The following is a 20,588-nucleotide window of genomic DNA, read 5'->3' as shown; positions in this document are numbered from 1 at the left end:
TCTTTCACCCCGACCAACCCCAATCATGCATTCGATGGTTCGGCGAATCGGTTCCGGGAAATCGTTGTCCGGTCATTCCGCCAGCTTGCGGACGATGACCTCCATGGCTTCGGCCACGGGTGCGGGCATATTCATTTCGTGGTGCGAGGCGTGCACGTCGTGCACCTCGATGGAACCGAGGACGTACGGCCGCCACAGGTGCGCGTACGAACCTTCCTGATCCGTCGCGCTGAAGAACAGCACATCGCCGCGGTAGACCGGCGATTGGAAATCCATCATCAGGTTCGTGTTGTTGGCCAGCACCTTCGACATGGTGTCCAGGGCGGATTGCAGATTGTCGGTGCCGATGTATTGGCCGAAGTAATCCTCGAGTTCCGCCCGGTAGTCGGAGAGGGTTTTGCCGGCGTGGATCTCGGTGAACCCGTGCCCTCCCGGTTGGGAGTCCAGGATGGCCGTGAGAGCGACTCGGTGCCCACGCCGGTCGAGCCCCTCCGCGACGGCTTGCACGAGTGTGCCGCCGTAGGACCAGCCGACGAGGTGGAAGGGCCCTTCGGGCTGGATCTTCAGCATCTCGGCGATGTAGTCGTCGACCATCTCCTCCACGGACCCCACCGGCGTGTCCACGCCGTCGGAACCGCGGGACTGCAGGGCGTAGGCCGCCCGGTCCCGCACGTACGGCACGAAACCGAAGAACGCCCAGCCCAGCCCGCCGCCCCCGTGGAAGAACCACAGCGGCGGCTTGCCCGTGCCGGGATCGTTGTTCAACGGCAGCACCACCGCGAACGGGTCGGGGTTGTCCACGGGTATGCCGCCGATCACCACCAGCGAGGCCAACTCGGCCACCGTGGGGTACTTGAGGATCGTCCTGAGCGGCATGTCGACGTCGAATCGACTGCGGATGCGGTCGCTGAGCCGGGTGGCCAGGAGCGAGTGCCCGCCGAGCGCGAAGAAGTCGTCGTCGATCCCGACCCTCTCGATGCCGAGCAACTCGGCGAAGAGGGAGCACAGTTCCTCTTCGTGGGCGTTGCGCGGCTCGCGACCGACCTCGGTGTTCGCATCCTCGGCCGGCAATGCCTCGCGGTCGAGTTTCCCGTTCGGGGTCAGCGGGATCTCCGAGAGCGGAATCACCGTGGCGGGCACCATGTACTCCGGGAGGCGCCCCCGCAAGTACTCGGGCAGCTCGGCGAGCAGCGCCTGCACGCCGTCGTCGGCCTCGGCCGGCTCGGGCATCACATAACCCACGATGCGCTTGTCGCCGTCCTGGTTCTCCCGCACCACGGCCGCCGCCTGGGCCACGCCCGGATGTCCGGTCAGCACATGTTCGATCTCGCCCAGCTCGATCCGGAAGCCCCGGATCTTCACCTGGAAATCGGTGCGCTCGATGTAGTCCAGCAGACCGTTGCCGTCCCAGCGCACCACGTCCCCGGTCCGGTACATCCTCGCGCCGGCCGGGCCGAACGGGCACGCCACGAACCGCTCCGAGGTCAGCTCGGGCCGACCCTGGTACCCGCGGGCCATTCCGGCACCGGCGATGTACAGCTCACCCCGCACCCCGGGCGGCACCGGATGCAGCCGCGAATCGAGCACGTACACCTGGGTGTTCCCGACCGGCAGTCCGATCGGCACACCGTCCCCCACCTTCAGGCGCGCCTCGGTGCACCACGTCACCGTCTCGGTCGGGCCGTACATGTTGAACACCTCGGCGGCCTGGGCCGCCAGGGTCTCGGCCAGGCGCAGCGGCACGGCTTCCGCGCCGATGATGATCCGCAGGCCCTTCGCGGCGGTCGGCTCGTGCATCAACAACATCTGCCAGAACGCGGGCGTGGCCTGCACCGCGGTGACCTCGTGCCGGCGCAGCATCGCCAGCACGGCCGACGGATCGGTGACGGTGTCCTTCCCCGCCATCACCATGGTCGCGCCCGCGATGAACGGGAGGTACAACTCGGTGTTCGCCATGTCGAACGCCACCGTCGTGCTGAACAACATCCGGTCCGCGGCCGACAACGGGAACCGCCGCTGGGTCGTGGCCAGGTAGTTCGCCACCGCGCCGCGCGGGATCGCCACCCCCTTCGGCTTGCCCGTCGACCCCGACGTGTAGATCACGTACTGGGCGTTCTCCGGGCGCACGACCACCTCCGGTGGCGCGTCCGGATACCCCGAACAATCCGCGCCGGCCAACGCGTCGGCGTCGAGCACCAGCAGCGGGTCCGCGTGCTCGAGGATGAAGTCGATCCGGGAACGCGGGTGATCCGGATCGATCGGCACGTAGGCGCCACCGGACTTGAGCACCGCCAGCAGCGCCACCACCAGATTCACCGTCCGGGGCAGGAGGACGGCGACCCGCGACTCCGCCCGCACACCGCGCTCGACCAGCCAGTGCGCCAGCCTGTCGGATCGCGCGTCCATCTCCCGGTAGCTGAGCGACTCCTCTTCGCCGATGATCGCGAGTGCCTCCGGGGTCGCCTCCACCTGCCTGCGCACCGCCGCGATCAGGCCGTGCTCCAGGGTCGGTTCGGCGGTGTCGTTGACCTCCGTCACCAGCCGCTGCCGCTCGCCCGCACTCAGTACGTCGACATCCCCGACGCACATGCCCGGATCAGCGACCGACTGCTCCAGGACACGCACGAACCGGGCGGCGATGGCCTCGACCGTCTCCCGCTCGAACAGGTCGGTCGCGTACAGGATGTTGCCCCGCAGCGCCCCCGATTCGTCCGCGATCACGTTGAAGAACAGGTCGACCTTGGAGGTCGACGGGAGGGCCTGCTCGGCCTCCAGGGTGAGCCCGGCCAGTTCCAGGTCGGGCCGCTCGTAGTTCTGTAGGCCGAGCATCACCTGGAACAGCGGCTGGTAGGCCGCGGAGCGTTCGGGGTTGATCGCCTCGACCACCATGTCGAACGGCACGTCCTGGTGCTCGTAGGCGGTCAGCGCCTTGTCCCGCACCTGCGCGAGCAGGTCGATGAACGACGGGTCGCCGGAGAGGTCCACCCGCAGTACCTGGGTGTTGACGAAGAACCCGATCAGATCGGCCAGCGCTTCGTCGGTCCGCCCGGCGATCGAGCTGCCGATCGTCACGTCGTCCCCGCCGCCGAGCTTGCGCAGCAGCACCGCCAACGCGGCGTGCAGGACCATCGACATGCTCGTCCCGCGCTCGTCGGCCAGCTTCTGCAGCCCCTTCGCCACCTCCGGCTCCACCACGAGGTCGACCATGGCGCCGCGCCCACTCGTCTCCGCGGGTCGCGGGCGGTCCAGCGGCAGGTTCAACGGCTGTGGCACTCCGGCCAGTTCCCTGCGCCAGTACTCGACCTGCGTCGCGGCGAGACTGTTCGGGTCCGTGACGTCGCCGAGTACCTCCCGCTGCCACATCGTGTAGTCCTTGTACTGCACGGGCAACGGCTCCCACCGCGGCGCCTCGCCGTCGCGGCGGGCTGTGTAGGCCGTGGCCAGGTCCCGGGCCAGCGGCGCGCCCGAGCTGCCGTCCGAGGCGATGTGGTGAAGCACCAGGACCAGCACGTGTTCCTCCGGCGCGCAGCGGAACAGGCGCACCTGAAGCGGTGGTTCGGCGGTCAGGTCGAAGCGGTACGCGATCGCCTCCTCGATCGCGCCGGCCATGTCCTCCGGCGCCACCTCGACCACCGACACCTGCGGCGAGGCCGCGGCGGTCGGGAGGATCCGTTGCCCGAGCTCACCGTCGTCGTCCGTCACGTAGATGGTGCGCAGGATCTCGTGCCGCTCGACCACGTCGCGGATCGCCGCGGCGAGGGCGGCGTGGTCCAGGGGTCCGGTCAGCCGGAAGGCCGCCGGCATGTTCCAGTTCTCCGACCCGCCCTCCATCTGGTGCAGAATCCACATGCGGCGCTGGGCGAATGACAGCGGAATCATGGCTTTTACTCCTCTACGAACATCTTGCGCAGCCCGGGGCGACGGGGAGCGGCCGATTCCTCCGACCACGCGGCGAGCGCGGACACGGTCGGCAGGTCGAAGATCTTGCGGATGGGGATCTCGATCCCCAGTTCGGCGCGGGCGCGGCTGATCAGCCGGGTGGCGAGCAGGGAGTGCCCGCCCAGGTCGAAGAAGCCGTCGTCGAGGCCGACCCGGTCCACGCCGAGCACCTCGGCGAACAGCGCGGCCAGGGCTTGTTCCCGGGCGGTGCGGGGGGCCCGGTAGGCGGCACCGGTGTACTCCGGCTCGGGCAGCGCGGCCCGGTCCAGCTTGCCGTTCGGGGCCAGTGGCCACCGGTCGAGGACGACGAAGGCGGACGGCACCATGAAGTCCGGCAGCCGCTCCGAGACGAAAGCGTGCAGGTCCCTGGGATCCGGGCCCAAGGAGGCCTCGGACGTCGTGCCGTCGTCGGTGACCGAGGGCACGACATACGCGACCAGTCGCCTGCCGGTGTTGCCGCCGCGCCCGTCACGGGCGATCACGGCGGCCTGTGCGACGGCGGGGTGTGCGGTGAGCGCGGCCTCGACCTCGGCGGGCTCGACGCGGAAGCCGCGCACCTTGACCTGGGTGTCGCCGCGACCCACGTATTCCAATTCGCCGTCGCCGTTGACCCGGGCCAGGTCACCGGTGCGGTACATGCGTGTGCCGGCCGGACCGAACGGGTCGGCGACGAAGCGTTCGGCGGTCGGCGCGCCGCGGCCGTGGTAGCCGCGGCCCACGTTCCCGCCGACGTACAGCTCGCCGATCGCCCCCGGCGGCACCGGAGCCAGGCCGGGGCCCAGGACGTAGGTGCGCATGTTGCCGAGGGGGGTGCCCACCGGCGCGCTGCCCGACCGGCCCCGGGGATCCGCGTCGACGGCGCAGGTGGTGGCGTAGAACGACTCGCTCTGCCCGTAGGCGTTGACGATCCGTACTCCCGGGAAGGCGGCCCGGGTCCTCTCCACGAGCGACGAGGGCAGGGCCTCGCCGGCGAAGACGACCGTCTCCACGGCGGTGCGATCGGAGATCTCGTCGACGAGTTCGGCGAAGGCGGACGGCACGGTGGAGATGACGCTGCCGCTCCAGCCCTTGCGGTCGCCCAGGACCAGGACGTCCTGGACGACGTCGACGACGCCGCCGGTGGCGAGGGTCGTAAAGATCTCGAAGGCCGAGACGTCGAAGTTGATCGACGTGCCCGCGAGAAGCCGCTTGCCCGGCCCCATGCCCACACGCGCGGCGAGCCGCAGCACGCCGTTGACCACGTTCGCGTGCGTGATGGCGACGCCCTTGGGCTTGCCGGTGGAGCCGGAGGTGTACATCACGTATGCCAACTGCTCGGCGTGGATCCGACGTTCGAGATCCGGGGCGTCCTGGGAAGGCTCGAGTGTGTCGAGGAGCAGATCCGGGGCGTCGTGCTCGGGCAGCACCGCGACCGTCGCGGAGTGCGCCACGACCAGGTGCGGCCGCGCCTCCTCGAGGATCGCGACGAGGCGGTGGCCGGGATACCTGGGATCGACCGGCAGATACGCGCCGCCCGCCTTCAGGACCGCGAGCAGTGCGATCACCAGGTCCGCCGTCCGCGGCAGCGACACCGCGACCAACGCTTCCGGGCCCACGCCACGGTCGACCAGTTCGCGCGCCAGGCGGTCGGCCCGGGCGTTCACCTCGCGGTACGTGAGCGACTCGCCCCCGGCGACCACGGCGACCTCGTCCGGGGTCCGCGTCGCCTGTGCTTCCACGAGCCCGGCGATCGTGACGTCCGGGGTCGGGACGGCCGTGTCGTTGAACTCGACGAGGAGTCGGTGGCGTTCGGCCGGGTCCAGGACGTCGAGCTGCGCGATCCTCAGCTCGGGCGTGGCCGCGAGTTGTTCCAGGACGCGCACGAATCGGTCCGCGTACACCTGCACCGTGTCCCGGTCGAAGACACCGGGCGCGTACTGGAGGAGGAACTCCAGGCCCGGATCGGCCGCCGCCATCAGCGCCAGGGGGTAGTGGGTGCCGTTGGACGGGCGCATGCCGAGGAAGGCGATCCCGTCCGCGGCCTCGGTGGCGGCGCCGATGCCCTCCCGGTCGACCGGATAGGACTCGAAGACGACCAGCGTGTCGAAGAGGGTCTGCAACCCCACCACACCCTGGATCTGGGTGAGGCTGTAGTGGTGGTGCTCCAGGAGGCCGGCCTGCCGGTGTTGAAGGCGGGTGACGACCTCGGCGAGGGTGTCGCCGGGCGCGTACTCCACACGCACGGGCAGGGTGTTGATGAACATCCCGACCATCGACTCGACCCCGGTCACCTCGGCCGGGCGCCCGGAGACGGTCGCGCCGAACACCAGGTCCCGGCGGCCGGTGAGTTGGCCGAGCAACAACGCCCAGGCGGCCTGGACCACGGTGTTGATGGTCACGCCCAACTCGGACGCGCGCCGGTTGAGTCGGCTCGACAAGTCGAGGGAAAGTGCGAACTCGACCTGGTCGAGGCCGTCTTCGCTCGCGCCCTTGGAGCCGGGAGCCAGCAGGGTCGGCTCCTGGACCCCATCGAACTCGGCCGCCCACGCCCTTGCCGCCTCGTCCTGGTCCTGTCGTGCGCGCCAGGCCAGGAACTCGCCGTAGCTCCGCGTTTCGGGCAGCTCGACGCGGTCGCCGTCGGCCGCGTAGAACAGCAGCAGTTCGCGCATCAGCAAGGGCGTGGACCAGCCGTCGTAGAGCGCGTGGTGGGTGGTCAGCACGAGTTCGGCCCGATCGGGCCCGAGCACGACCAGCGCCAGCCGCGTCAGCGGCGGGTTCTCCACGTCGAAGTGGGCGGCCCGATCCCGGACGAGGAACTGCTCCAACGCCTCGGTTCGCTCCGCCTCGCCGCGCCCGGTCAGGTCGAGGTGCTGCCACGGCAGGGTCACCCCGGCCGCCGGCACCACCTGCACGAAGTCGCCGTCGGATCGGTTGACGAACGCCGCACGGAGGTTGGCGTGACGCTCCAGCAGTGCCTGCCCGGCCCGGCGCATCCGCTCCGGGTCCACCGCACCGGCCAGGTGGAACGCCATTTGCACGTGATAGGCGTCGAACGAGGATCCGGCCAGCATCGAGTGGAAGAGGATCCCGGACTGCGCCGGGGTCACCGGCCACACCTCGGCCAGCCGGCCGAATCGGGCCTCCCAGGCGTCGATCTCCCCCTGGCTCACCCCGACCAGGGGCGCGTCCGTCGGGGTCATCCCGCCCGCGTCGGGGCTCGCGGCGTGCCGGGCCAGGGCGGTCAGTGCCTCGACCCACAGCCCGGCCAACTCGGTCGCCTCCTCGCGGGAGAGCACACCGGTGGGGAAGGCGAACCAGGCGGTCAAACGCTCGCCGTCGGGGGCGCCGGCGGCCACCGCGTTGATCTCCAGCGCCGACAGCGCCGGCATGTCCGCGTCCGGCGCGGCGATCAGGTCCGGCTGTGTGGTGTCCGGTGCCCAACCCAGGCCCCGCAGTTCCTCGGGGATGTCCGCGCCGGAAGTCCGACCGAGGTAGTTGAACCCGATCTGCGGTTCCCGTTCCGCGGCCAGCGCGGCGGCGGTCTCCGGGTTGAGCCGGCGCAGCAGGCCGAAGCCGATCCCGTTGTCCGGAACCGCCCGCAGTTGCTCCTTGACCGCCTTGATCGCCCGACCGGCGGCCGGACCGCCGGCGAAGGCTTCCGCCACGTCGACGCCGGCCAGGTCCAGCCGCACCGGATACATCGCGGTGAACCACCCGATCGTGCGCGAGAGATCCGCGCCGGGCACCACCTGCTCCTCCCGGCCGTGCCCTTCCAGGCGGACCAGCGTCGAGGAGGCGGGCACGCCCCGCGTGCGACGCCAGTGGGCCAGCGCGAGCGCCAGAGCGGCCAGCAGCCCGTCGTCGACGCCGCCCCCGAAGATCGCGGGCACCGTGTTCAGCACTGCCTCGGTGACCTGTGCCGGTACCTGGACGCGCACCGTGTCCACGGTGGCGGCGACATCCCGCGCCGGATCCGGCTTCCGTGCGCCGAGCACCGGCTCGTCATCGCGCAGGATCCGCTGCCACAGGGGCAGTTCCGCCACCCGCTCCGGGTTGTTCGCCTCGTCGGCCAGCGCGTGTGCCCAGCGGCGCAACGAGGTCCCCACCTCGGCGAGTTCCGGCGCACGACCGTCGCGGACCCGCTCCCATGCCGCGACCAGATCCGGTAGCAGGATCCGCCACGAGACCCCGTCGACCACCAGATGGTGCAGCACGATCAACAACCGGCCCGCGTCCGTGGGCGAGGTGAACCACACGAACTGCGCCATCACCCCCGCGTCCGGATCCAGCCGACCCGCCGCCGCGTGCAGCTCGGCGAGAGCCGCGTCCGCGGCCGTGCCGGTGTCGCCCACGGCGACCTCCCGCAGCAGCGTGTCGGCGTGCACTCGGCCGGGCGATTCGATCCACAGGCCCGACCGCGCCCGATCGAGCCGCGAACGCAACACGTCGTGCCGGTCCAGCACGGCCTGCACCGTCGCCACCAGCCCCGCCCGGTCGATGTCCTCGGGCAGGGTCAGCATCGCGGTCATGCAGAGCCGGGACAGGCCACCGCCGAGCGCGAGCACGTGCTCCGCCGTCGGGGGCAGCGGAGCCCACCCCGTGCCGCCACCCGGCAGTTCCGCCAAGCTGAGGCGTTCCTCTTCGCGTCCTTCGACCAGTTCCGCGAGCCGAGCGACCGTGCGGTGCTCGAAGATCTCCCGTGTGTTGATGTCGATGCCTCGGGCCCTGGCCCGCGCGACGATCTGGATGGAGCGAATGCTGTCCCCGCCACTGGCGAAGAAGTCGTTGTCGACGCCGACGCGCTCGACGCCGAGCACTTCCGCGAACAGCGCGCCTAGGGCCTCCTCGTGTTGACCACGCGGTGCCCGGCCGGTCGATACCCGCGCGTATTCCGGCGCGGGCAGAGCCCGGTGGTTCAGTTTTCCGCTCGGAGTCAGCGGTAGCGCCGAGAGCGGCACGATCGCGGTCGGCAGCATGTAGTCGGGGAGACGCCCACGCAGGTATTCGGGCAGTTCGACGAGCAACGCACCGATCGATCTGGCCAGTGCGGGGGCGTTCGCCCACGTGCGCCCGCCCGCACCGGTGGGAACGAACGAGCCGGAGACGGTGCGCGGTCGGATCTGCCGCTCGGGCAGCAGCACCGCTTCGAAGCAGCGCGCGTCCTCGCCCGACCAGGTGAGAATCGCGTCCCGACCGTTCTCGCGTGCCCACCGGAGCAGATCCTGCGGATCCACCGGTGCTCCCGGCGGGGACGCCGAGTCCAGGAGACCGGCCGCGACGGTCACGGCGACCTCCTCGACCAGACGCGCGTTGGGTATCCCGCTGACCCGTACCGGGCCCTGTGCCGGGTCCGCGTGGCGGGCCAGGTCGGCCAGGTCGGCCGACTGCCCACCCCACGGCACCGACCGCACGCCGGCCAGGTCGAGGACGTCGGCCGGTTGCTTGTGCAGGACGACCTCGTAGCGGTGCCGGGTCAGCTCGTTCTGCGCCCGCCCGGGCTTCAACCGGATGTCGACCGCGACCGGATCGCCTCCCGCCCACTCGGTGAACCACTCCGGAGCGATCACCAACTCCTGCTCGGCGAGCAACGCCTTCTCCACCAGCCGGCGCAGCTCCTCATGGGAGGCGTGGGGGTTTTCGGCGTATTGCACGGCGGTCAGCAGCAGGCGGCGGGTCGTGGCGTTGCGGACGTCGCCGACGATGACGCGGCCGCCGGGCACGAGGAGTTCCATCACCTGGCGGAGCACCTGGTCCAGGTACTCGATGCTCGGGAAGTACTGCACCACCGAGTTGAGCACGACGGTGTCGAACCGGCCCCGGGGCAGCCCGGAGACGTCGTCGGCCGGTTGGGCGCTCAACCGGACCCGGTCGCCGTATCCGGCCTGTTCGGCCTGCGCCCGGACCCGGTCCACCACCGTGGCCGAGATATCGGTGCCCCAGTACTCCTCGACTTCACCGACGATCTTCCCCAGGAGCAGACCGGAACCCACGCCGATCTCCAGCACCCGCCGCGGCGCGTACCGCAACACCTGTGCGACCGCCGCGTCCTGCCACTCCAGCATCTGCTCGAGCGGGATCGGCTCACCGGTGTAGCTGGAGTTCCAGCCTCCGAAGTCCTCGCCCAACACCTCGTCACCGGAACCGGCGTAATTGTCGTCGTAGAGGTGACGCCACTCGTCCACCTGGGCGCCGGCATCGGCCGGCGCGGCATCCGGCCTGGGCACCACGTATCCCACGAGCTGCTTTTCGCCCTGCTCGTTCTCCCGCAGCACGACCGCCGCCTGCGCCACACCGGGATGGCCCGCCAGCGCGTGCTCGATCTCCCCCGGCTCGATCCGGAAACCACGGATCTTGACCTGGAAGTCGGTGCGGCCGAGGTATTCGACCTGGCCGTCCCGGTTCCATCGCACCAGGTCCCCGGTGCGGTACATCCTGCTTCCCGGTACACCGTAGGGGCACGCGACGAACCGATGCGCGGTCAGATCCGGTTGCCCGAGGTAGCCCCGGGCGAGCCCGACGCCGGCCAGGTACAGCTCACCGGCGACCCCGGGCGCGACCGGGCGCAGCTCCGTGTCCAGCACGTACACCCGGGTGTTCCAGATCGGCGCGCCGATCGGCAGCCGGTCCGAACCCGGTACGTGCTCTCGCGCGGTGACCTCGACCGCCACCTCGGTGGGGCCGTAGAGGTTGTGCACGGCACAACCCGGCAGCAGGTCGGCGACCTTGTCGGCCAACTCGGCGGGGAACGCCTCACCTCCCGCCTCCACCCAGCGCAGCCCGGAGCACCGCGCCGCCGAGGGCTCGGCGACGAACACTTCCAGCAGCGAGGGAACGAAGAAGGCGCCGGTCACCCCCTCCCGCCGGATCAACTCGGCCAGATACGCCGGATCCCGGCGCCCGTCCGGTCGCGCGATGACCACGGCCGCACCGGCCAGCAACGGCGTGAACGACTCCGGCACCGAGGCGTCGAAGCTCGCCGACGAGCTCACCAGCACCCGGTCCCGGACGCCGATCCCGAAATAGGCCAGGCGCCACGCCATCAGGTTCATGATCGACCGATGCGAGACCTGCACACCCTTGGGAGCACCGGTGGACCCGGAGGTGTAGATGACATACGCGGGGTTGTCCGGCGACAACGACCGCTGCGGGTTGGCCTCCGAGTACCCGGACACCTCCGGAAGCTCTTCCTCGAGCACCAGCAGCGGCCTCGCGGTGTCCAGCAGATACCGCACCCGGTCCTCGGGCAGTTCGGTGTCCACCGGCAGATAGGCCGCGCCCGTCTTGATCACCGCGTAGATCGCCACCAGCAGATCCACCGAACGCGGGATCCGCACCACCACCAGCCGCTCCGGACCCGCGCCCTGCTCGACCAGCCAATGCGCGAGTTGATTGGCGCGCCGGTTGAACTCCCGGTAGGACAGCGTCTCGTGCTCGCCGATCAGCGCCACCCGGTCGGGCTCGCGCGCCACCTGGGCCTCGAACGCGCCCGGCAGGGTGTCCGCGACCACCGGATGCGCCGTGTCGTTGACCTCCCCTATCAACCAGTCCCGTTCCTGTGTCGACAGCACCTCGATGGCGCCGACCGGCAGCGTCGGGTCCTCGAGCACCTGCTCGAGGATGCGCACGAACCGGTCGACGATCCGCACGGCCGTGCCGTGCTCGAACAGGTCCGTCGCGTACTCCAGGAGCCCGAGCGCGCCCCCGGACGCCTTCGGGACGATGTTGAAGAACAGGTCGAACTTCGCGGTACCGGTGCCCGCCCCGACCGGGGTGACCCGCAGACCCGGCATCTCGATCTCCGGCCACACGAACTGCCAGCCCAGCACCGTCTGGAACAACGGCTGGTACGCGGTGGAGCGATCCGGGTTGAGCAGCTCCACCAACCGTTCGAACGGAATGTCCTGGTTGTCGTACGCGGCGAGGGCCTTGTCCCGTACCTGCTCCAACAGCTCGCCGAACGTCGGGTTCCGCGACAGATCGGCGCGCAGTACCCAGGTGTTGACGAAAAACCCGATCAGGTCGTCGAGTTGCTCATCGGCGCGCCCCTCGATCGGACTGCCGATCGTCACATCCTCCCCCGCGCCCAGCTTGTGCAGCAGCACCGCCAGCGCGGCCTGGGCCACCATCGGCGCCGTGCCACCGTGGTCCACGGCCAGCTTCTGCAACCCGGACAACACCTCGGGTGCCAGCTCGAAGTGCACTTCGCCGCCGCGATAGCTCGCCACCGTCGGCCGCGGCCGATCCAGCGGAAGTTGCATGGGCTGCGGAACTGCGGCCAACTCGTCTTTCCAGTAAGCGAGTTGCGCTGCGGCTACGCTCTCCGGGTCGGCTTCGTCACCCAGCACCTGCCGCTGCCACAGCGTGTAGTCCTTGTACTGCACCGCCAGCGGTGCCCACTCCGGCGGCCTCCCCCGGTGGCGGGCCTCGTACGCCGACATCAGGTCCCGCAGGAACGGCGCCATCGACGCCCCGTCCGCGGCGATGTGGTGGAACACGAACACCAGGACGTGCTCCTGCGGAGCGATCCGGAACACACTGGTCCGCAAAGGAAGTTCGGTGACCAGGTCGAACGGCTCGCGCGCGAACTCGTGCAGCGCGGCATCCACCGCGTCCGCGGCCACGTCGACCACCCGAAAGGGCAGGGTGGCCTCCTCCGGAGACAGGATCCGCTGCTCCGGCGTACCGTCCGCGTCCTCGACGACCAGGGTGCGCAGGCTCTCGTGCCGGGTTGCGACATCCGTCACGGCCGCGGCCAGGATCGTGGTGTCCAGCCGTCCTTCCAGGCGCAGCGCGAACGGCACGTTATAGGTCGCGGAGGGGCCTTCCAGGCGGTGGAGGAACCACATCCGACCCTGGGCAAAGGACAACGGGATCATCGACGCTTCTCCTCTATGGTCATCTGTCGCAGCTGGGGGCGCTTCGATGTGGCCAACTTCTCGATCTGCTCCGCCAGCTGGGCAACGGTCGGATTGCGGAACACCGTCGTGACCTTCACGTCGACGTTGAGCTCGCCGCGGATGCGGCCGGTGAGCCGGGTGGCCAGCAGCGAGTGCCCACCGTGCTCGAAGAAGTTGATGTCGATGCCGACCTCGTCCACCCCGAGCAGCTCGGCGAACAGTCGGCACAGGACTTCCTCGGTGTGGTTGCGCGGCCCTCGCCCGGCGGCGACCTCGGCGTGGTCGGGTGCCGGCAGCGCCTTGCGGTCGAGCTTCCCGCTCGATGTCACGGGGAACTCGGCGAGCGGCACGATCACCGAGGGGACCATGTACTCCGGCAACCGCTCCCGGGCCAGCTCCGCCAGGCCGATGAGGTCCGGCTCGAACGGTTCCGCCTTGCCGTTGCCCGGCACCACGTACGCGACCAACCGCTGGTCGCCGGAGCGCTCCTCGCGCACCACGACCACCGCGTGCTCGACGTCCGGGTGCGCGGTCAGCGCCGCCTCCACTTCGCTCAGCTCGATCCGGAAGCCGCGGACCTTGACCTGGAAGTCGGTACGTCCGAGGTACTCGACCCGGTCGTCCTCGTTCCACCGCACCAGGTCCCCGGTGCGGTACATCCGGGTTCCCGGTGCTCCGTACGGGCAGGCGACGAAGCGGTGTGCGGTCAGGCCCGGTTGCCCGACGTAGCCCCGGGCGAGTCCGGCACCGGCCAGGTACAACTCGCCGGCGACCCCGGGCGGGACCGGGCGCAGCGCCGCGTCCAGCACGTACACCCGGGTGTTCCAGACCGGTGCGCCGATCGGCACCCGGTCCGCGCCGGGCACGTGCTGCCACGCGGTGACCTCCACCGCCGCCTCGGTGGGCCCGTAGAGGTTGTGCACACCACACTCCGGCAGCAGTTCCGCCGCCCTGTTCGCCAGCGCGGCCGGGAACGCCTCGCCCGCGACCTCGATCCAGCGCAGGCTCGTGCACTGCTTGGCCGAGGGCTCGGCGACGAACGCCTCCAGCAGGGAGGGCACGAAGTCCGCGCCGGTCACCCGCTCCCGGTGGATCAACTCGGCCAGATAGGCCGGATCCCGGCGGCCGTCCGGGCGCGCGATCACCACGGCCGCCCCGATCTGCAGGGGGGCGAACAACTCGGGCACCGAGACGTCGAAGCTCGCCGAGGTGCTGAGCAGCACCCGGTCCTCGGCGCCGACGTCGAAGTGCGCCAATCCCCACTTCAATCGGTTCATGATCGAGCGGTGCGACACCAGCACACCCTTGGGGCCGCCGGTGGAGCCGGAGGTGTAGATGACGTACGCGGCGTTGTCCGGCGACAACGTCCGCTCCGGATTCACCACCGGGTAGCCGGACACGTCCGGGAGCGCCCGGTCGAGCACCAGCAGCGGCTCGGCGCTGTCCAGCACGTGCCGCACCCGGTCCTCGGGCAGGTCGACGTCCACCGGCAGGTAGGCCGCACCCGCCTTGACCACCGCGTAGAGCGCCACCAGCAGGTCCACCGAGCGAGGGATCCGCACCGCGACCGCGCGTTCCGGACCGGCGCCCTGCACGACCAGCCAATGCGCGAGTTGATTGGCGCGCCGGTTGAACTCCCGGTACGTCAGCGTCTCGTGCTCGCCGATCAGCGCCACCCGGTCGGGCTCGCGCGCCACCTGGGCCTCGAACGCGCCCGGCAGGGTGTCCGCGGCCACCGGATGCGCCGTGTCGTTGACCCGCCGCACCAGCCGGTCCCGCTCGTCCCGCACCAGCACCTCGAGGGCGCCGACCGGCGCCGTCGGGTCCTCGAGCACCTGCTCCAGCACACGAACGAGCCGAGCCGCGATGAGCTGGGCCGCTTCCCGGTCGTAGAGGTTGTTGCGGTAGTCGAGGGAGAGCCTCAGGTAGGGGTCGGACGCGTTGAGGGTCAGGGCGTAGTGCGAGCCCGCGAACGGCCGGATGGCGTCGATCGTGAACCCCGCCGCGGTGTTCGCGTCGACGATGCCCTCGCGGTCGACCGGGTAGTTCTCGAACACGACGATCGTGTCGAACAGGGCGGGCAGTCCGACGCCGCGTTGGATGTCGGCCAGCCCGTAGTAGTGGTGGTCGAGCAGCGCGGTCTGCCGCTCCTGCAATGCGGTGACGATGTCGCCCACGCTGTGGTCCGGCGGGCAGAACACCCTGGTCGGCAGGGTGTTGATGAACAGGCCGACCATCTCTTCCGAGCCGGGGAGATCCGCCGGGCGGCCGTTGACCGCGGCGCCGAACACCACGTCCCGCCGCCCGGTCAGCTTCGAGAGCAGGATCGCCCACGCGCCCTGCAGGAGCGTGTTCAGCGTGACCCCGAGTTCCGCGGCGCGCCCGGCGAGTTCACGTCCCTGGTCGATCGACAGCGGTACCTCGACCCGCCCCAGGGCCGCCGCCTTCTCCTGGAGGGGAGCGTCCGGGGCCATCAGGGTCGGCTGGTCGAATCCGGCGAGCTCGGCCCTCCACCGCTCGGCCGAGGCCGCCCGGTCTCGTGTGGACAGCCAGGCCAGGTAGTCACCGTAGCTCCGGACCGGAGCAAGTTCGTGGGTCCCGGAGTACAGCCGAATCAGATCCTTGAACACCAACGGCGACGACCAGCCGTCGAACACGGTGTGATGCGCGGTGATGACGAGTTTGCCCCGCTGCGCCCCGCAGGTGAGCAGTGCCAGGCGGAACAACGGCGGCCGGGTGGGGTCCAGCCGGTCGGCCCGATCCTCGGCGAGGACGTTGTCGAGCACCGCGTCCTGCTCGGCCACGCTGCGATCGCCCAGCTCGATGTGCCGCCAGGGCAAGGCGACGTGTTCCGCCACGACCTGCACCGGATCGCCGCCGGCCCTGATCAGGAACGCGGAGCGCAGGTTCGGATACCGCTCGAGCAGCGCCTGCCCGGCCGACCGCATGCGCTCCGGGTCCACGTGCCCGGACAGGTGCAGCACGAACTGCATGTGGTAGACGTCGAAGGAGCCGTCGGCGATCGCGGCCTGGAACTGGATCCCGGACTGGCCCGGCGCCTGCGGCCACACCTGGGTCAGTCGGCCGTAGCGCTCTTCCCACGCCTCGATCTCGTCCTGCCGCACCGGAACCAGCGGGGCGTCCGACGGCGTGAGCCCGCCCGTCCGCGGCTGTGCGGCGTGCCCGGCCATGCCGTGCAGCACCTCGACCCACAGGTCGACCAGTTCGCGGACACGCTCGCGGGAGAGCAACCCGGTGGGGAACATGAAGGCCGCCTGCAACCGGGCGCCGTCGGCGGTGTCCGTGGCGACCGAGCCGACCTCCAGCACGGACAGCGCGGGCAGGTCCGGGTCGGGAGCCGGGATCAACTCGGTGGACCACGACGCCGGTCCCCATCCGTGCGCGCGCAGGTGTTCGGGCACATCGGCGTCGGAGATCCGGCCGAGGTAGTTGAATCCGATCTGCGGCGCCGGGTGCTCGGCGAGTTGCGGGGCGGTCTCCGGGTTCAGATAGCGCAGCAGTTGGTAACCCACGCCCTTGTCCGGGATCCCACGCAGTTGCTCCTTGACCAGCTTGATCGCCTTCCCGGCCGCGGGTCCGCCCGCGAGCACGTCGGCCGCGTCCACCCCGCGCACGTCGATCCGGGCCGGGTACATGCTGGTGAACCACCCGACGGTCCGGGAGAGGTCGGCCCCGGGAACGAGGTCCTCCGCGCGACCGTGCCCCTCCATTCGGACCAGGGTCGAGTCCTCCTTGCCGCGCCACCGGTTCACCGCCAGAGCGAGCGCGGCGAGCAGCACGTCGGTCCCGGTGCCCCTGTACGCCGCGGGAAGCCTGGTCAGCACCGCGTCGGTGACATCGGCGGGCAACTGCACGCGCACGCTGTCCACCGTGGACATCACATCCACCGCCGGATCGAACGCCCGCGTGCCCAGCGGGGGGTTCGGCGCGGCGAGCAGGTCGCGCCAGTACGCCACTTCCGCCTCGCGCTCGGGGGCGAGCGCCTCGCTCTGCAGCGCCGACGCCCAGCGCCGGGCGGAGGTCCCCACCGCGGGCAACTCGGGCGTCCGGCCGGACCGGACCTGCTGCCACGCCTCGGCGAAGTCCGACATGAGGATGCGCAGGGAGACGCCGTCCACGACCAGGTGGTGCAGGACCACGAGCAGCCGGCCCGCACCCGACTCGGGGGCGAACCAGACGAAGTCCGCCATGGTCCCGGCTTCCGGGTCGAGTCGCCCGGTCGCCTCGTCCAGTTCCGCCTTCGCCGCCTCCACCGAGGACGGCTCGTCCCACCGGCCGGCACAGGAAACCCGGCGGATCAGATCCGCGGCCCGTACGGCGCCCACCGGGCGTACGACGAGCGAGGGTTCGTCGCCGCGCACGAGTCGCGCGCGCAGCAGGTCGTGCCGCTCGAGCACGGCGTCCAGCGTCGCGGCCAGACCGCTCGCGTCGATGCCCGCCGGCAGTTCCAGAGCCATCGCCATGGCGAACCGGTTCGTCCCGCCGCCGTTTTCGAACACCTGGCGCGCCACCGGCTGCAATGGCATCGGGCCGATGCCGCCACCCTCGTCCTCGGCGAGCGCGGGCGTGCGGTCCCGGCGGGCCGAGGCCACTTCGGCCAGCCGGGCCGCCGTGCGGCACTCGAAGATCTCCCGCGTGGTGAGGTCCAGGCCCCGGGCCCGGGTCCGCGCGACCACTTGCAGCGACCGCAGACTGTCCCCACCGACCGCGAAGAAGTCGTCGTCGACACCGACCCGGTCCACACCGAGCACGTCCGCGTACGCCGCGGTGATGATCGCCTCGGCCTCGGTGCGCGGCTCCACGTAGGTCTCGCCCACGAACTCCGGTTCGGGCAGCGCCGAGCGGTCCAGCTTGCCGGTCGGCCCGTACGGCATGCGGCCAAGCGTCACGAACGCCGACGGCACCATGTAGTCGGGCAGCCGTGCCGCGACGAACCTGCGCAGTTCGGCTGCCGAGGCGCCGGCCAGGAGTTCCACATCGCCGATCCCACCGGCGCCGTCGTCACCGACGGCTCCGTCGCCGGCGTGCACCACGTACGCGACGAGCCGACGCCCGCCCGAGGGCACCTCCCGGCTGATCACCACCGCCTCGCTGATCCCGGGGTACAGCGCGCACGCCGCCTCGACCTCCGCGGTTTCGATCCGGAAGCCGCGCACCTTCACCTGGCCGTCGACCCGGCCGACGCACTCCAGTTGCCCACGGGCGTTCCAGCGGGCCAGGTCGCCCGTGCGGTACATCCGCTCGCCCGAGGGGCCGAACGGGTTCGCCACGAACCGCTCGGCGGTCAGGCCCGGAAGGCCGTGATAGCCGCGGCCCAGGCAGATCCCGACCACGTACAGCTCACCGATTACGCCCTGCGGCACCGGGGCGAGTCCCGGGCCCAGCACGTAGGCGCGCATGTTCCCCAGGGGGGTACCGATCGGCACAACGTCGTTCTCCGCCCATTCCTCGGACCCCGCGAGGGAGAACGTGGTGGCGTAGAAGCTCTCGCTCTGCCCGTAGGAATTCACCACCTGCACCCCGGGCAGCGCCTCGCGCACCTGGCGCACCAGCCGGGCCGGGAGCAGGTCGCCCGCGAATACCACCGTGCGCACGTCGGGCGTCTTGCCCAGGTGACCCACGAGTTCCCCGAGCACCGAGGGAACCGCGCTGATCACGTGACCGTCCCAGCCGTCCCGTTCGCCGAGCGCCAGTGCGTTCGGCACCACCTCGGCCGTGCCGCCGGTGGACAGCGTGGACAGCAGTTCGAAGACCGAGACGTCGAAGTTCACCGAGGTACCGGCGAGCATCCGCCACCCGGGCGGCGCGTCCAGCACGCGCACCAGTTCCCGCACTCCGTTGACGACGTTGCGATGCGTGATCGCGGCGCCCTTCGGCTTGCCCGTGGAGCCGGAGGTGTACATCACGTACGCCAGGTTGTCCGGACCCAACGGCGAGATCCGGCTCGCGTCGTCCGGCGCCCCCTCGGGCGAGTCCCATTCCGCGCGCAGGTCGAGGTCGACGGTCGAGATGTCGTTGCGCGGCAGGTTCCGCCATGTCCCGGTGTCGGTGACCGCGAAACGCGGAGCCGCCTCGGCCAGCACGCTCTCCGCCCGCCCGCCGAGATACTGCGGGTCCATCGGCAGGTAGGCGGCACCGGACTTGAGGATCCCGAGCAGGCCGACCACCAGGTCCTCGGTGCGCGGCAACGCCAGCACCACCAGGTCCTCCGGACCGGCACCACGCCGGATCAGTTCCCACGCGACGCCGTTGGCCCGGTCGTCGAGTTCCCGGTAGGTCAGCGTGCGGTCGGCGCAGACGATCGCCGGGGCATCCGGCGTCCCGGCCGCCCGGCGTTCGAACAGTTCCGGGATGGTTGATTCGGACACCGTCGCGGCGGTGTCGTTGTAGCGGGTGAGCAACCGGTCCCGCTCGGCGTTGTCGAGCACGTCGAGGCCGCCGATCCCGCGTTCCGAGTCGGCGACGAGCCGGCTCAGCACGCGGACGAACCGGTTCGCGATGCCCTCGACCGTCTCCCGGTCGAACAGGTCGGTGGCGTACTCCAGACGGCACGCCGCCCCGCCCGAGCCGTTCGGGATCATGTCGAAGAACAGGTCGAACTTGGCGGTTCCGGTCTCGAGCCGCTCGGCCCGGACCTCGAAGCCCGGCAGTTCCAGATCCGGTACGGGCGGCTGCCAGGAGAGCATCACCTGGAAGAACGGGTCGTAGGCGGTGGACCGGTCCGGGTTCAGCAGCTCCACCAACCGCTCGAACGGCATGTCCTGGTTGTCGTACGCGGCGAGGGACCGGTCCCGCACCCGCCGGAGCAGTTCGCGGAAGGTCGGGTTCCCGGAGAGGTCGACGCGCAGTACCCAGGTGTTGACGAAGAACCCGACGAGGTCCCGCAGTTCCTCGTCCGTCCGCCCCGCGATCGGCGCGCCGATGGGGACGTCGTCCCCACAGCCGAGGTGGTACAGGAGGACACCCAACGCGGAATGCATGACCATCGAGACCGTGGTGTCCGCTTGCGCCGCCACCTTTTCCACGGACCGGAGCAGGTCGGGGTCGATCGAGAACGGGACCCGATCGCCGCGGCGGCTCATCGCCTTCGGACGCGGGCGATCGGTGGGTATCGCCAGCGGCTGTGCCAGGTCGGCCAACGCCTCGCGCCAGTAGGCCAGTTGCCTGGCCGCCAGGCTGTCCGGATCGGACTCGTCACCGAGCACGTCCCGCTGCCACAGCGTGTAGTCCGCGTACTGCACCGCGAGCGGCTCCCACGCCGGGGCCCTGCCCTCCCGGCGGGCCGCGTAGGCCGTGGCGAGATCGCGGAACAGCGGTCCGAAGGACTCCCCGTCCACGGCGATGTGGTGCACCACCAGCACCAGGGTGTGGTCACGCGGTCCGCACCGGATCAGCCGGGCACAAATCGGCGCGTCGGCGGCCAGATCGAAGGTCGCGGTGGCCACCTCGTCGATCGCCGCCGCCCGTTGCTCCTCCGCCGCGACCTCGACGACCGGCAGGTCGAACGGCTTGCGACCGGATGGCAGCACCTGTTGGTGCGGAACGCCGTCGTCGTCCTCGACGATCACCGTGCGAAGGGCCTCGTGCCTGTCGATGACATCGTGGAGCGCCGACTCCAGCGCACCCACGCTCAATTCACCGGTCAGTCGCAGGGCGGACGCGCCGTTGTAGGTCGGCGAAGGGCCTTCGAACCGGTCCACGAACCACAGCCGACGCTGCGCGAACGACAACGGGATCATTGTTTCTCCAAAT

The 20,588-nt window shown here is 70.6% G+C and carries 3 protein-coding genes; all 3 read right to left on the bottom strand.

All coding sequences use genetic code 11. From position 1 onward, the window contains the following. Positions 1-72: 72 nt before the first annotated feature. The 3 genes from ACIRL2_RS49385 to ACIRL2_RS49375 are packed head-to-tail and all read right to left on the bottom strand — an operon-like array spanning position 73 to position 20,575. Positions 73-3,879, bottom strand: coding sequence for an amino acid adenylation domain-containing protein (locus ACIRL2_RS49385; protein WP_402242016.1), 3,807 nt, complete (start codon positions 3,877-3,879; stop codon positions 73-75). Between the two features lie 5 nt (positions 3,880-3,884). Continuing rightward, positions 3,885-12,794, bottom strand: a complete 8,910-nt coding sequence (locus ACIRL2_RS49380) for an amino acid adenylation domain-containing protein (RefSeq protein ID WP_402242013.1) — start codon at positions 12,792-12,794, stop codon at positions 3,885-3,887. Next, positions 12,791-20,575, bottom strand: coding sequence for an amino acid adenylation domain-containing protein (locus ACIRL2_RS49375; protein WP_402242010.1), 7,785 nt, complete (start codon positions 20,573-20,575; stop codon positions 12,791-12,793). Before ACIRL2_RS49375 ends, ACIRL2_RS49380 begins: the two co-directional genes overlap by 4 nt. Between the last annotated feature and the right edge of the window lie 13 nt (positions 20,576-20,588).

The sequence above is a fragment of the Embleya sp. NPDC127516 genome (assembly GCF_044765325.1).
GTDB lineage: Bacteria > Actinomycetota > Actinomycetes > Streptomycetales > Streptomycetaceae > Embleya.
Note: the sequence above shows the minus strand (reverse complement) of the source record. Positions and strands in the feature narration are given on the sequence as shown.

What these genes read in the sequence shown, in the direction of transcription:
- ACIRL2_RS49385 (WP_402242016.1), bottom strand. Translation starts at nt 3,879, where the DNA reads ATGATTCCGCTGTCATTCGCCCAGCGCCGCATGTGGATTCTGCACCAG.
- ACIRL2_RS49380 (WP_402242013.1), bottom strand. Translation starts at nt 12,794, where the DNA reads ATGATCCCGTTGTCCTTTGCCCAGGGTCGGATGTGGTTCCTCCACCGC.
- ACIRL2_RS49375 (WP_402242010.1), bottom strand. Translation starts at nt 20,575, where the DNA reads ATGATCCCGTTGTCGTTCGCGCAGCGTCGGCTGTGGTTCGTGGACCGG.